This is a genomic window from Streptomyces sp. CY-1 (assembly GCF_047218265.1).
GTDB classification, from domain to species: Bacteria; Actinomycetota; Actinomycetes; order Streptomycetales; family Streptomycetaceae; genus Streptomyces; species Streptomyces niphimycinicus.
Genome location: NZ_CP178393.1, coordinates 6,763,482 through 6,776,293, shown reverse-complemented (window position 1 = coordinate 6,776,293; position 12,812 = coordinate 6,763,482). Strand labels below are relative to the sequence as shown.

At 71.7% G+C, this 12,812-nt stretch carries 12 protein-coding genes; all 12 read right to left on the bottom strand.

The window, feature by feature from the left end; translation table 11 throughout:
- Nucleotides 1-70: 70 nt before the first annotated feature.
- Nucleotides 71-1,573 (bottom strand): aldehyde dehydrogenase family protein, encoded by a 1,503-nt coding sequence (locus tag ACK1X7_RS29130; protein ID WP_385141898.1) that lies wholly within the window; start codon nucleotides 1,571-1,573, stop codon nucleotides 71-73.
- Between the two features lie 202 nt (nucleotides 1,574-1,775).
- Complete coding sequence (locus ACK1X7_RS29125) at nucleotides 1,776-2,534, bottom strand: serine/arginine repetitive matrix protein 2 (RefSeq protein ID WP_413115835.1); 759 nt, start codon at nucleotides 2,532-2,534, stop codon at nucleotides 1,776-1,778.
- On the bottom strand, nucleotides 2,531-2,659 hold the full coding sequence (locus tag ACK1X7_RS29120) for a hypothetical protein (protein WP_413115834.1): 129 nt from the start codon (nucleotides 2,657-2,659) through the stop codon (nucleotides 2,531-2,533). Before ACK1X7_RS29120 ends, ACK1X7_RS29125 begins: the two co-directional genes overlap by 4 nt.
- Before the next feature lie 214 nt (nucleotides 2,660-2,873).
- On the bottom strand, nucleotides 2,874-3,668 hold the full coding sequence (locus ACK1X7_RS29115; RefSeq protein WP_413115833.1) for a hypothetical protein: 795 nt from the start codon (nucleotides 3,666-3,668) through the stop codon (nucleotides 2,874-2,876).
- A 1-nt stretch (nucleotide 3,669) separates the two neighbouring features.
- Nucleotides 3,670-4,179 (bottom strand): hypothetical protein, encoded by a 510-nt coding sequence (locus ACK1X7_RS29110; protein WP_413115832.1) that lies wholly within the window; start codon nucleotides 4,177-4,179, stop codon nucleotides 3,670-3,672.
- On the bottom strand, nucleotides 4,166-5,977 hold the full coding sequence (locus tag ACK1X7_RS29105; protein ID WP_413115831.1) for a hypothetical protein: 1,812 nt from the start codon (nucleotides 5,975-5,977) through the stop codon (nucleotides 4,166-4,168). The genes ACK1X7_RS29110 and ACK1X7_RS29105 overlap by 14 nt, the downstream gene beginning before the upstream one ends.
- A 135-nt stretch (nucleotides 5,978-6,112) precedes the next feature.
- Nucleotides 6,113-7,102 carry a malate dehydrogenase gene (locus ACK1X7_RS29100; RefSeq protein WP_385141883.1) on the bottom strand — a complete coding sequence of 330 codons (990 nt, stop codon included), beginning with the start codon at nucleotides 7,100-7,102 and terminating at the stop codon, nucleotides 6,113-6,115.
- A gap of 281 nt (nucleotides 7,103-7,383) precedes the next feature.
- Complete coding sequence (locus ACK1X7_RS29095; protein ID WP_385141880.1) at nucleotides 7,384-8,472, bottom strand: helix-turn-helix domain-containing protein; 1,089 nt, start codon at nucleotides 8,470-8,472, stop codon at nucleotides 7,384-7,386.
- A gap of 401 nt (nucleotides 8,473-8,873) precedes the next feature.
- Complete coding sequence (locus ACK1X7_RS29090) at nucleotides 8,874-9,344, bottom strand: DUF3017 domain-containing protein (protein ID WP_246585974.1); 471 nt, start codon at nucleotides 9,342-9,344, stop codon at nucleotides 8,874-8,876.
- Nucleotides 9,334-10,221 carry a bifunctional methylenetetrahydrofolate dehydrogenase/methenyltetrahydrofolate cyclohydrolase gene (locus ACK1X7_RS29085; RefSeq protein WP_385141877.1) on the bottom strand — a complete coding sequence of 296 codons (888 nt, stop codon included), beginning with the start codon at nucleotides 10,219-10,221 and terminating at the stop codon, nucleotides 9,334-9,336. The genes ACK1X7_RS29090 and ACK1X7_RS29085 overlap by 11 nt, the downstream gene beginning before the upstream one ends.
- A gap of 123 nt (nucleotides 10,222-10,344) precedes the next feature.
- A complete protein-coding gene (gene purH, locus ACK1X7_RS29080; protein WP_385141874.1) occupies nucleotides 10,345-11,910 on the bottom strand; it encodes a bifunctional phosphoribosylaminoimidazolecarboxamide formyltransferase/IMP cyclohydrolase in 1,566 nt (521 codons plus the stop codon).
- Nucleotides 11,907-12,563, bottom strand: coding sequence for a phosphoribosylglycinamide formyltransferase (gene purN / locus ACK1X7_RS29075; protein ID WP_385141871.1), 657 nt, complete (start codon nucleotides 12,561-12,563; stop codon nucleotides 11,907-11,909). The genes purH and purN overlap by 4 nt, the downstream gene beginning before the upstream one ends.
- Between the last annotated feature and the right edge of the window lie 249 nt (nucleotides 12,564-12,812).

Here is a 12,812-nt window from a genome sequence, read left to right as displayed (position 1 = left end):
GCGGCCGGGCCCGGGCCCCGGGGGACGAGTCCGGGCCCGGCCGAGCCCCGGGCGGGGCCGGCGGCGGGGGTCAGCCGGCGAACCAGCGCACCGGGCTCGGTCGCAGGTTCTCGTAGACGTGCTTGGTCTCGCGGTATTCGTCAAGGCCCGCGGGACCGAGCTCACGCCCGACCCCGGACTTGCCGAAACCGCCCCATTCGGCCTGCGGAAGGTAGGGGTGGTAGTCGTTGATCCACACGGTGCCGTGCCGCAGCCGGGCGGCGACGCGGCGCGCCCGCGCGGTGTCGGCGGACCAGACGGCGCCGGCCAGTCCGTACTCCGTGTCATTGGCGAGTGTGACGGCCTCGTCCTCGGTTTGGAAGGACTCGACGGTCAGAATCGGCCCAAACGTCTCCTCCCGCACCACCCGCATCTCGCGGTGGCACTGGTCGAGCACGGTCGGGAGGTAGAAGTAACCGGTGGCCGGGCGGACCTCGTTGGGCTCCGGCTGCTTGCCGCCGCAGCGCAGCAGGGCGCCCTCCGCCAGGGCGGACGCCACATACGCCTCGGTCTTGTCCAACTGCTGGGCCGAGACCAGCGGACCGCATTCGACACCGTCCTCGGTGCCACGGCCCAGCTTGATCTTCTCCGCGCGGCGGGCCAGCTCGGCCACGAACCGCTCGCGCACCGACTCCTCGATGATCAGCCGGGCACCGGCGGAGCAGACCTGGCCGCTGTGGATGAACGCGGCGTTCAGGGCCTGGTCAACGGCGGTGTCAAAGCCCTCGGCGGTGGCACAGGCATCGGCGAAGACCACATTGGGGTTCTTGCCGCCGAGCTCCAGCGCGACCTTCTTGACCGTCGGGGCGGCGGCCTGCGCGACCTTGGTGCCGCTGATCAGCCCGCCGGTGAAGGAGATCAGATCCACATCGGGGTGCTCGGAGAGCCGGGCGCCCACGGGGTCGCCCGTGCCGGTGACCAGGTTGGCCACCCCGGCCGGCAGCCCGGCCTCGGCCAGCAGCCGCACCAGATGGACGGTGGACAGCGGGGTCACCTCGCTGGGCTTGATCACAAAGGTGTTCCCGGCGACCAGCGCCGGGGCGATCTTCCAGCTCGCCTGGAGCAGCGGATAGTTCCAGGGGGTGATCATCGCGCAGACGCCGACCGGCTCATGGACCACGACGCTGTGCACATCGGGGGTGCCCGCGTCGATGACCCGCCCGGCCGACTCGCCCGCGGCCAGGTCGGCGAAGTAACGGAAGGCATTGGTCACGTCGTCGACGTCGACCCGCCCCTCCTCCAGGGTCTTGCCGGTGTCACGGCTCTCGAGGAGCGCGATCGTCTCCCGGTCGCGCTGGAGCAGCTCGGCGACGCGGCGCAGCAGCGCCGCCCGCTCGGCCACCGGCGTCCCGGGCCAGGGGCCCTGGTCGAAGGCGCGACGCGCGGCCGCGACCGCCGCGTCGGTGTCCTCGACACCACCCTCGGCGACGACGGCGAGGGTCTTGGCGTCCGCGGGGTCGAGAACCTCCCGCTGCGCCCCGGATACGGCTGCCTGCCACACGCCGTCCACATGAATGGTCTCGACTGCCGCCACGTGAATTCTGCCTTCCGGTTCTGCGAACTTTGCCGCCGGCCAAAGCCAGCAACATGGACCCCTAACCGGAAGGCGGGAACCTATGCGCGATTCGCAAGAGAAAGTGGGCCGCCTCACGTGATCCGAAGGCAGAACCTGCCACCCGGGTCATGATCGGCCGATCTGTCAAGAGCTGATGCACGTCGGTCGTGTCAGGAGGCTGTCAGGAAGCGGTGCAGTAGGAGGTCGGGCAGAAGGTGTCCACCGCCGCCTGGTGCACCTCCCGCTCCTCCGCCCGGTCCCCGTCCCCGGAGGGGCCGATCACCAGCACCGCGTACATCGTGCCGTTGGGGGCGGCGAAGCGGCGGTCGAGTATCCGGCGTTGGCCGTCGCTCTTGGACTGGTACGTGTACTCGAGCTGTGCCGGGTCCGTGGCGGCCGAGCCCAGCCGGGTGAGGGCGATCTGCTCGTAGTCGCGGTGGGTGGAGGCGATCCGCTCGGCCTCCTGGGCGGACTCGTACGGTGTCGACTCGGGGCCGTGCAGCTCGAAGACCTGGATCACGGTGCTGTCGTCGGGCGAGGTGTAGTAGACGCTGGGGCCCTCGGCCGTCCGCCGCCAGCCGTCCGGGACCGCGAGATGGTATCCGGCGGGGTCGGCCTGGGTGCTGTAGCCCGCGGGCGGGGCGGCACCGGTCAGGGAGGGGGAGGACGGGGTGCCGAAGGGCGTCGCGGACGGGGACGCCCCGGTCGGCAGGTCCGTGGGGAGATCGGTCGGGAGACCGGTCGGGAGACCGGTGGGCCCGCTGGTCTCGGGGCCGGGCGAGGGATAGAGATCGCTCGGCTGGGAGGCGTCCGCGCTCGGCGCGGCCGTGGGGCTCTCCTGGTCCCAGGGCAGCGGCCCCGCCTGATGGCGGGAGGTGCCGTCGCCGCCGAAGGCCACCCATCCGGAAAACGCGATCCCCCCGACCAGGAAGATCGTCACCGCCAGCGCCCGCAATACCCGCCTGACGTCCTGCCCAGGCGCTCCAGGCTCTCCCGGCCCTCCAGGCTCTCCCGGCTCTCCCGGCCCTCCAGGCTCTCCCGGCCCTCCCGGCGCTCCTCCGTCATGCATGCTCATCTATCCCCCCGATAGTGGAACTCTGCTCCCATAAGCCGACAAGCCGCGCCGACCGACATCGGTGTACCCGGTTCGAGGGTCTCCCCACCCTCCGCCACCCCACCGATACGGATATGTCGCCTTAACCGCACCGTCCGGTGCCTGACGCCGGCTGCCGCCGATCCGTGCCTGCCACTGCCCACCGCCGGATGTGCCTGCCCCCAGTCAGGTGGCCGGGCAGTAGGCGGTGGGGCAGAAGGACGCCAGCACGATGCGCTGCCGCTCCCGCTGCTGCGGCCAGTCGTCGGCCGGGCCCGCGACCAGCACCGCGTACTGCACCTGGTCGGGACCGGTGAAGGCGCGGTCGAGTATTCGGCGCTGGCCGTACTTGGCGCTGCGGTAGCCGTACTCCAGCTCCGCGTCCGCGTCATCGCCGGGGCCGAGCCGCTTCAGCTCGTACCGCTGGTAGTCGGGGTTCTTCTTGAGCCCCGTCTCCGCCTGGCGCAGCGCCTCGTACGGGGTGACGTCGGGTTCGGTCAGCGCGAAGACCTGGATCAGGCTGCTCGCGTCGGACGATTCGTAGAACACCCCCGTATCGCGCTTGACCCGCTGCCAGCCCCTGGGCACATCCAGCCGGAACCCTTCCGCGTCGGTGGTGCGCACATAGTCCGCCGGTGGCTCCTGTGTGCTGTCCGTGGACACCGACGGCGGCGCCGGGGTCGTCTCCGAGAACGGCCCCGACGGCACGCCCGAGGGCTGCTCGGCCGATGGCGACCAGGACGAGGCCGAGGGCGAACCGCCGTCCGCCCCGGGCTTGTCGTCCCCGCCGCCCGACACCAACTTCCAGGCGCCGAACCCGATCCCGCCGACCAGCACCACGGCGAGCACCGCCAGCAGTACCGTGCCCAGACGTGGATTGGGTGGTCTTCGGCCCGGGGCGGGCGGCTCCGCACCCTCCCCCACCCAGCGCTGGGCCTCCTCGTCCCATCGACGGCCCCCCTCGCCGCCCGGTGTGCTCATCTCAGCCGCCCAGGAGCGCGCCGACCGCCTGTCCGACGGCGACGCCGGAGGCGAGCATGCCGACACTGGCGCTCGCGTCCTGCAACATCACCCGGATCCTGGCAAGTCGGCCGGCCCCGGCCCGGCCGGTGCGCTGGATCTCGTCCTGGGTCTGGTCCAGTTCATCGGAGAGCGCGCCGACCTCCGGGCTCGGGACCACCCGTCGCAGATCCTCGGCGAGCTGTCGGACGGCCTCCAGCAGCTCCTGATAGGCCGGGTCGCAAGGAGCCTCCCCCTGCCGTCCGTTCACAATGTGGTTGTGGTCGCCGATGCCGATGGCGCTGCCGCTCACCTTGCCGAACCTGATGTCCCCGAATGTGCGCCCGCCGCCACCCGCCGGGCCCGCACCGCCACCGCTCGCGCCGCCACCGCTCGCGCCAGCCGTGTGGTCCGCACCGCCGCCGCCCACGCCGCTGCCGTCCACGCCGCTGCCGTCCACGCCGCTGCCGTCCTCCGTGTCAGCCATCGCCATGGCCGCCTCCCGCTCCATTGGTTCCGGTGGTGTTGCTGATGGTGTTGTGGTCACCGAAGCCGAAGGCGCTGTTCGCCGCGGACTCGATGAAGACCCCGCCGCCGCTCACATTGATGACCTTCTGCTCGAACTCGCCGGTCTCCCAGCCGGCTTCGTCGAGCGCCCTTCGCACGCCATTGGCCACTCGGTCCTCGACGCTCTTCAGATAGCGGCTGACATCCATCTCCTGGAAGAGCGATGCCCCTGCGTCGCTGCCCAGCTCCCGCACCGAGGTCCAGGGCCCGTCGGGGATGGCCGCCTCATAACCCCCCGCGTACATCCCCCAGACGAAGGCGGCCGAGCGGAAGGCGTGGATGACCGCCCAGCCCGCCGCCGTGGGTGTCCGCCCGAGCGCCCAGACCGCCTTGCCCGGCAGTCCGCCGCGGCGGTGGGAGTCGGAGAGCCGGTCGACCGCCCGGAAATCCGGGCGGATCGGGCGCAGCACATGCGGCGCGAACTCCAGCATCAGCATGCCGCCCTGCGTATGCACCCGCACGAAGACGGTGGTGACCACCTCTTCCCGCCATGCGCCGACGCGGATGCGCAGAAAGTGCCGGCGGATCTCTCCGCCCTCCTCGACGGCCTCCGCCCGCTCCCGCGCGAAGTCCGCCTCGCCATACGGCACGAAGGAGCGGCTCCGCAATCCGGTGACCTTGAGGAAGACGCATTCGTCCAGCTCCAGGCCGCGCAGCCGGTCGCGGCTCGCGGCGGCGGGCCGGGCGGTGCCTGGGACAGGGGCCGTGCCCTGGACAGCGGCGGTGCCCTGGGTCGAGGGAGTGCGCAACTTCTCGACCAGCGGGCGGATTCGCTCCAGGATCACGCGGTTGTCCAGCGGCGCCGGATCGTCGCCCTCTCGTGGCCGCAGCTCGACGGCGAGGGTCCAGGTGTCATGGGCGATGCCGGCGCCGAGGAAGGGGTGCCGATCGTGGTAGAGGATCACCGGTGAGTGCTGCTCGCGGCGGATCAGGGCCCGCACCCGCTGGAAGCGCCCGCCCTCGAACCGCTCCGCGGGGTCCGCGGCGAGGTCGGCGAAGGTCTCCGGCTCCAGGTCGGTGGCCAGCACCCGGGCCACGTGCTCACGGTGCAGGGCGACCGCGGTGGCCATCATGGCCGGGATCACCAGCGCGAACCAGGCGGCGCTGGTGTCCGACCCGGTCGCCAGGGCCGGTGCGATGCTCTGAAGCCCGCTCGTGGCGGGCTCGCCCGTGAACGCCTGCGTCAGGGCGGAGACCGCGTAGGACAGCAGGATCAGACAGCCGAGCAGCCGCAGCACCGCGGCCGCCCGCCGCCGGGTGACGGTGACCCCGTCGGCCCCGGGATAGTCGGCGCGGAAGGGGCCCATGGCACCGCCTCTGGCCCAGGACGCCAGCAGAAGCAGCGCACAGGACGCCAGGAACAGATAGAAGAAGCCCTGCGCCAGCAGAAAGTCCAGCCCCCATAAGGACACCAGCAGCGCGGTCCAGCATGCCTCCAGACGGCGGGCGCGCAGCGCGTGCGCGAGCACCCGGGCCGCGTCGATGCCCAGCGAGGGCGCCACGGCCCGCTCCTCGTGGACATACAGCTCGTCCAGGACCGCGTCCCGGAAGTCGTCGTCCAGATAGGCGCCCGCGCACAGCAGCCGGGTCGCCTCGCTGGTGGCATAAGGGGACGCATCGTCGGCGGCGCGAGAAGAGGGGACGGCCGATAAAGGCTCCGGCCGCGGCTGCGGCAGGCGAGAAGAGTGGTCGCCCAAAGAATGATCATCGCGCGTGTTGGCCATGTTTCCCCCCGAGGCCGTAGCAACTACCTCCACGCTAGGGGAAGATGGCCCGCGATTACAGTGAATGGCCGAAGGGTCACACTCCGGAGTGAATACCGGAGTGTGACCCTTCGGAAACGGCCTCGGTGAGGCGCGTCAGATCAGGCCGAGGCCCCGCACGGCCTCGCGCTCCTCCTCGAGCTCCTTCACCGACGCGTCGATGCGGGTCCGCGAGAACTCGTTGACGTCCAGGCCCTGGACGATCTCGAACCTCCCGTTCGCGGCGGTGACCGGGAACGAGGAGATCAGGCCCTCCGGCACCCCGTACGAGCCGTCGGAGACCACACCGGCGGAGGTCCAGTTGTCGGCGTCGGTGCCGTTGACCCAGGTGTGGACGTGGTCGATGGCGGCGTTGGCGGCGGAGGCGGCCGAGGAGGCGCCGCGCGCCTCGATGATCGCGGCACCGCGCTTGGCGACGGTCGGGATGAAGGTGTCGGCCAGCCACTGCTCGTCGTTGACGACCTCGGCGGCGTTCTTGCCCGCGACCTCGGCGTGGAAGACGTCCGGGTACTGGGTGGCGGAGTGGTTGCCCCAGATCGTCAGCTTCTTGATCTCGCTGACCGGGGCGCCGGTCTTCTTCGAGAGCTGCGACAGGGCGCGGTTGTGGTCCAGCCGGGTCATCGCGGTGAAGCGCTCGGCCGGTACGTCCGGCGCGGCGGCCTGCGCGATGAGCGCGTTGGTGTTGGCCGGGTTGCCCACGACCAGGACCTTGATGTCGTCCGCGGCGTGGTCGTTGATGGCCTTGCCCTGCGGCTTGAAGATGCCGCCGTTGGCCTCCAGCAGATCGCCACGCTCCATGCCCTTGGTACGCGGGCGGGCGCCGACCAGCAGGGCGACGTTCGCACCGTCGAAGCCCACATTCGGGTCGTCGGAGATGTCGATGCCCTGGAGGAGCGGGAAGGCGCAGTCGTCGAGCTCCATCGCGGTGCCCTCGGCGGCCTTCAGCCCCTGCGGGATCTCCAGGAGACGCAGCTTGACCGGCACGTCCGCGCCGAGGAGCTGACCGGAGGCGATGCGGAAGAGCAGCGCGTAGCCGATCTGGCCGGCCGCGCCGGTGACGGTGACGGTGACGGGAGTGCGGGTCATGGCGGTCTCCTGCGCTGTGTTGTCAGTCCAAGATCTCTTGGTGTCGAGATACCTGCGTCAGGCTATCCGACGGCACCCGGCCCAGGTTCTCTCGGGCCACTGTGTAACCGCTCACCGCGCGTTCCGTCCCCGCGCACTTGGGCGGCCGCCTGCCAGGAGGGGGAGTGCAGGCGGCCGCCCAGTGCCGCACCCGTGGGGGGCTCGGACAGCGCCTGCCCGGATTCCCCCGGCCCATTCCCCCTGTTTCCGAATTCCCCCGGACGGGCTTCCCTCGCCCGCGCTCACCCCCGGGCACCGGGGGCCGTGCAGGCACGCGTACCGCCCGTGAGAGTGGCGCACGCGGTGGTCCGCGCGGTGGCGTCCACCGAGATCATCTTGGTGTAGGCGTCGCCGTCGGTGCCGACCCTGCTGTTCTGCGCGCGGGCCGCACCGCCCCTCGTGCCCGGCGCCTTGATCTGGATCACATCGTCCGGGGCCGCCCGGGTGATACGGGCCCAGGCCGCCTGGCAGGTCTTGCTGTAGCGGACCTCGACATACGCGGTGCCGACGGTGACGTCCGCGGTGGTCGTCGCGGCGGCGCCGCACCCCATGGCCTGCGGATCCTGACCGTCGCAGTCCTCCCCCGCGCACCTCACGCCCGCCGGCAACTGACGCGCGCTGGTGGCCGGTGCGGTGGTCGGCCTCTGTCCGCGCTTCTCGCCGTCGCCGCCCGCGTCGATCAGCAGGACGGCGCCGGCGACGAGTAGGAGCGCGCCGACGAGCCCCCCGGCGAACAGCGCGACACGCTTCCGCCCCGTCCCGGAAGGCGACGGCGGCCCCGACGGGAAGGTCGGCGGTGACGGAGGGGACGAGACGCGCGACGGCGGCCCGGAGGAGCCCGGTGTCCGCTCGGCCGGCGGCGCCGCCGGAGCCGAGAACACCGGAGCCGTCGCGACCAACGGCTGCTCAGGTTCCGGCGGTTCGACGCTCGACCGCTCCTTCCCCGAGGGACGGCCGTTCTTCCGCGCGCCCGCCCCCTGTGCCGCCGGGTCGAACTGCTCGATGGCGGCCCGCGCCTGCGCGACGCTGATGGCCTCCATCGTGACGTCGTGCCGCATCTCGGAGCGGCTCCAGGCCCGCTCCGCCAGCTCCCACAGCGTGCTGAGGTGATGGACATCGGCGCCCGTGGCCTCGGCCAGGGCCTCCACCGCGCCCTGCGGGGGCAGCAGCCGTCCGCCCAGATAGCGCTCCCATGAACTCTTGCTGTAGCCGGTGCGGTCGGCGACGGCGACGACGCTCAGCCCGCTGCGCTCGACGATCGTGCGCAACTGGCCGGTGAACTCCTGCACCTGCGGATCGAGTCCTTCCGGCAGGTCCCTCCAACGAGGCATTGCCTCCCCCTGTCCCCCCGCACGTGCCTGTCAATCTCCCGCGCTACGCCCCCTGTTGGCGCCTCCGGGCCCCGAACTGACTACCCAAAGGGACGCCTTGCCCCAGGATGTCAGCTCCTCCGGTGGGGGCGCATCGGAGCATTTCGTGCACCGGTGCGTACTCCGCCGCGCCCGGCTCGTCGTTGCACGGCCGAGACCTCGTACTGGAACGGTCACTTCCGCGCCACAGGGTCCCGACGGTCATTGATCCGGCACGGTCCACACACAACCCTGATTACCAGGCGGTCCGTCCTTCTTCGGGGGAGAGGACGGATCGCCGCCGGACCGTTCGGATCCGGCCACAACGACGGCGGCCCGTCCTTCCACGGGGGAGAGGACGGGCCGCCGTTTCACACCGTCGGCTAGCGGACCGTGAAATGCACCACGTCGTCCAGGAACGGAATCGACACCCACGGATCCGGCTGGGCCATCAGGGACAGCAGCACGATCGCCGCGCCCAGCAGCCCGTAGGTCAGCATGTCGGTGAAGCGCGACCGCACCGCGAGCATCCCCACCTCGGGCAGCGCCCACCGTATGAAGGCGCCCGCCAGCAGGGACAGCCCGATCAGCACCGTGCCCGCCCGGAACGCGTCCAGGGCGACGATCAGCAGCCCCAGGCCCACCCCGCCCATCACCGCGAGCAGCGGCCACTGCCGGGCGGGCGCCGGGGCGGCACCGGGCGCGGCCCGGCCGCCGCCCTCCGGGCGCGCGGTGTCGCGGGTGATCAGCGGGAAGCGGCGCGACTTACGGATGAGCCGGGCGGGGCCCGAAGGCTGCGCGGGCGGCGTCTGCCGCTGCTCGCCAGCCGCCGGCTCGCTCGCCTCAGCCGTCATGGCCGGCACCGGCGTCGGCGTCCGCCTTCGCGTTCCGCTCCGCGGCCTCCACCACGTTGACCAGGAGCTGGGCGCGGGTCATCGGGCCGACGCCGCCCGGGTTCGGCGAGATCCAGCCCGCGATCTCGGCCACTCCGGGGTGCACATCGCCGGCGATCTTGCCGTGCTCGTCCCGGCTGACGCCCACGTCGAGCACCGCCGCGCCCGGCTTGACGTCATCCGGCCGGATCAGATGCCGCACCCCGGCGGCCGCCACGATGATGTCGGCCTGGCGCAGGATCCCGGGCAGGTCGCGAGTGCCGGTGTGGCAGAGGGTGACCGTGGCGTTCTCCGAGCGGCGGGTCAGCAGCAGCCCGATCGACCGGCCGACGGTGATGCCCCGGCCGACGACCACCACATGCGCGCCGTTGATCTCCACACCGTGGTGGCGCAGCAACTGGATGACGCCCTGGGGCGTGCACGGCAGCGGGCCGCTCTCGCCCAGCACCAGCCGGCCGAGGTTCATCGGGTGCAGCCCGTCGGCGTCCTTGGCCGGGTCGATCAGCTCCAGCACCCGGTTGGTGTCGATGCCCTTGGGGAGCGGAAGCTGGACGATGTAGCCCGTGCAGGCCGGGTCCTCGTTGAGCTCCCGCACCGCCGCCTCGATCTCCTCCTGGGTGGCGGTCTCGGGCAGGTCGCGCCGGAGGGAGTCGACGCCGATCTCGGCGCAGTCGCGGTGCTTGCCCGCGACGTACCACTTGCTGCCGGGGTCCTCGCCCACCAGCACCGTGCCGAGGCCGGGATGGATGCCCTTGGCCTTGAGCGCCTCCACGCGGCTGACGAGATCGGACTTGATCGCGGCTGCGGTTGCCTTGCCATCGAGAATCTGGGCGGTCATGACTTCATCCTCCCGGATGCGGGGACGTCGGATCCAATCAGGGGCCGGTCGGTGCCGCACCGGCGAAGGCCGCACCCCGTGATCCGGTCTGGGTGCGGCCTCCTGTGCTCGCTCAGCGGTGACTCAGTGGAAGAAGTGGCGCGTGCCCGTGAAGTACATGGTGACGCCCGCCTTCTGGGCGGCCTCCACCACCTGCTCGTCACGGACCGAGCCGCCCGGCTGCACCACGGCCGTGACGCCCGCCTCGGCCAGCACCTCGAAGCCGTCCGGGAACGGGAAGAAGGCGTCGGAGGCGGCGTACGCACCGGCGGCGCGCTCGGCACCGGCCCGCTCGACGGCCAGCTTCGCCGAGTCCACGCGGTTGACCTGGCCCATGCCGACGCCGACCGTGGCGCCGTCCTTGGCGAGCAGGATCGCGTTGGACTTCACCGCGCGGCAGGAGCGCCAGGCGAAGGCCAGCTCGGCGAGGCCGTCGGCGTCCAGCGCCGCACCCGTGGCGAGGGTCCAGTTGGCCGGGTCGTCGCCCTCGGCCTGGAGGCGGTCCTTGGCCTGTAGCAGCAGACCGCCCTCGATGGGCCGCTGCTCGGCGAGGTCCGCCGGCGCGTCCGCGCAGCGCAGCACGCGGATGTTCTTCTTACGGGCCAGCACCTCGACCGCGCCGTCCTCGTACGCCGGGGCGACGATCACCTCGGTGAAGATCTCGGCGACCTGCTCGGCCATGGCGACCGACACCGGGCGGTTGACGGCGATCACACCGCCGAAGGCCGACAGCGGGTCGCAGGCGTGCGCCTTACGGTGCGCATCGGCCACATCCTCCCCGACCGCGATCCCGCACGGGTTGGCGTGCTTGATGATCGCGACACAGGGCTCGGTGTGGTCGTACGCGGCCCGGCGGGCGGCCTCGGTGTCGGTGTAGTTGTTGAACGACATCTCCTTGCCGTGCAACTGGTCGGCCTCCGCGAGCCCCTTACCGCTGCCGTCGGAGTAGAGCGCGGCGGGCTGATGCGGGTTCTCGCCGTAGCGCAGCACGTTCTTACGGGTGACGGTGGCGCCCAGGAACTCCGGGAAGGAGGAGTCGTCCGCCGCCCCGTAGTCAGCCGCGAACCAGTTGGCCACCGCCACGTCGTACGCCGCCGTGTGCTGGAACGCCTCGGCCGCCAGCCGCTTGCGCCCCGCCAGGTCGAAACCGCCGTCCGCGGCGGCCTTGAGGACGTCGTCGTACCGCTCGGGGTTGACGACCACGGCCACGGACGGGTGATTCTTGGCGGCGGCGCGGACCATGGAGGGGCCGCCGATGTCGATCTGCTCGACGCACTCGTCCGGCGAGGCGCCCGAGGCGACCGTCTCGCGGAACGGATAGAGGTTGACCACGACCAGCTCGAAGGGCTCCACGCCCAGCTCCTGGAGCTGCGCACGGTGCGAGTCGAGCCGCAGGTCGGCCAGGATGCCCGCGTGGACGCGCGGATGCAGCGTCTTGACGCGGCCGTCGAGACACTCGGGGAAGCCGGTCAGCTCCTCGACCTTGGTGACCGGGACGCCCGCGGCGGCGATCTTCGCGGCCGTCGAGCCGGTCGAGACGAGCTGGACACCCGCCGCGTGCAGCCCTCGGGCCAGCTCCTCGAGGCCCGTCTTGTCGTAGACGCTGACCAGCGCGCGGCGGATGGGCCGCTTGGTACCTTCGGCGGTCACGGGATCCTTACCTTTCGTCCCTCTATGCGGTAGCCGTGACGCGCCAGACGCCCCACGACCTCGACGAGCAGCGAGCGCTCGACTTCCTTGATCCGCTCATGAAGAGCGGACTCGTCGTCCTCGTCCCGGACCTCGACCACGCCCTGGGCGATGATCGGGCCGGTGTCGACCCCGTCGTCGACGAAGTGGACGGTGCATCCGGTCACCTTCACACCGTGCGCGAGCGCGTCGCGTACGCCATGGGCGCCGGGAAAGCTCGGGAGCAGCGCGGGGTGGGTGTTGACGCAGCGGCCGCCGAACCGGGAGAGGAACCGCGGCCCCAGGATCTTCATGAACCCGGCCGAGACGACCACGTCCGGCTCATGGGCGGCGGTGGCCTCCGCCAGCGCCGCGTCCCACTGGGCGCGGTCGGCGTGGTCCTTGACCCGGCACACGAACGTGGGGATCCCGGCACGCTCGGCGCGCGCCAGGCCCTCGATGCCGTCACGGTCGGCGCCCACGGCCACCACCTCGGCGCCGTAGCGGGCCACGCCCTCGGCGGCGATGGCGTCGAGCAGCGCCTGGAGATTCGTACCGGAGCCGGAGACGAGTACGACGAGGCGGACCGGGCGCCCGGGGCGGGCAGGGCTGACGGGGGAAGGCGGGGAGGCCACGGCGGGGCTCTTTCTCGCGGGCGGTGCTGCCGTTTGTGTGGTCGTACAAGGTGGCGGACTCATCAATTCCGGGGAACTCTACGAAGCCGCCGACCGTCAGCAACGATACCGGCACACGAAGCGGCCCCCAGGGGACGGGGGCGGGCACGGGAGGTAGCGTCTGGACTGCGCATCCAACTGACGCCGTGGGAACGACCGCCTCAAGCCGTACACGCCCCCGGCGTGCAGGACGACGACACAAGGGGAAGA

Excerpts from the sequence above, each read along its gene's own strand:
- ACK1X7_RS29120 (WP_413115834.1), bottom strand. The coding sequence starts at position 2,659 with ATGACGGAGGAGCGCCGGGAGGGCCGGGAGAGCCTGGAGGGCCGGGAG.
- ACK1X7_RS29115 (WP_413115833.1), bottom strand. The coding sequence starts at position 3,668 with ATGAGCACACCGGGCGGCGAGGGGGGCCGTCGATGGGACGAGGAGGCC.
- ACK1X7_RS29110 (WP_413115832.1), bottom strand. The coding sequence starts at position 4,179 with ATGGCGATGGCTGACACGGAGGACGGCAGCGGCGTGGACGGCAGCGGC.
- ACK1X7_RS29105 (WP_413115831.1), bottom strand. The coding sequence starts at position 5,977 with ATGGCCAACACGCGCGATGATCATTCTTTGGGCGACCACTCTTCTCGC.
- ACK1X7_RS29100 (WP_385141883.1), bottom strand. The coding sequence starts at position 7,102 with ATGACCCGCACTCCCGTCACCGTCACCGTCACCGGCGCGGCCGGCCAG.
- ACK1X7_RS29095 (WP_385141880.1), bottom strand. The coding sequence starts at position 8,472 with ATGCCTCGTTGGAGGGACCTGCCGGAAGGACTCGATCCGCAGGTGCAG.
- ACK1X7_RS29090 (WP_246585974.1), bottom strand. The coding sequence starts at position 9,344 with ATGACGGCTGAGGCGAGCGAGCCGGCGGCTGGCGAGCAGCGGCAGACG.
- ACK1X7_RS29085 (WP_385141877.1), bottom strand. The coding sequence starts at position 10,221 with ATGACCGCCCAGATTCTCGATGGCAAGGCAACCGCAGCCGCGATCAAG.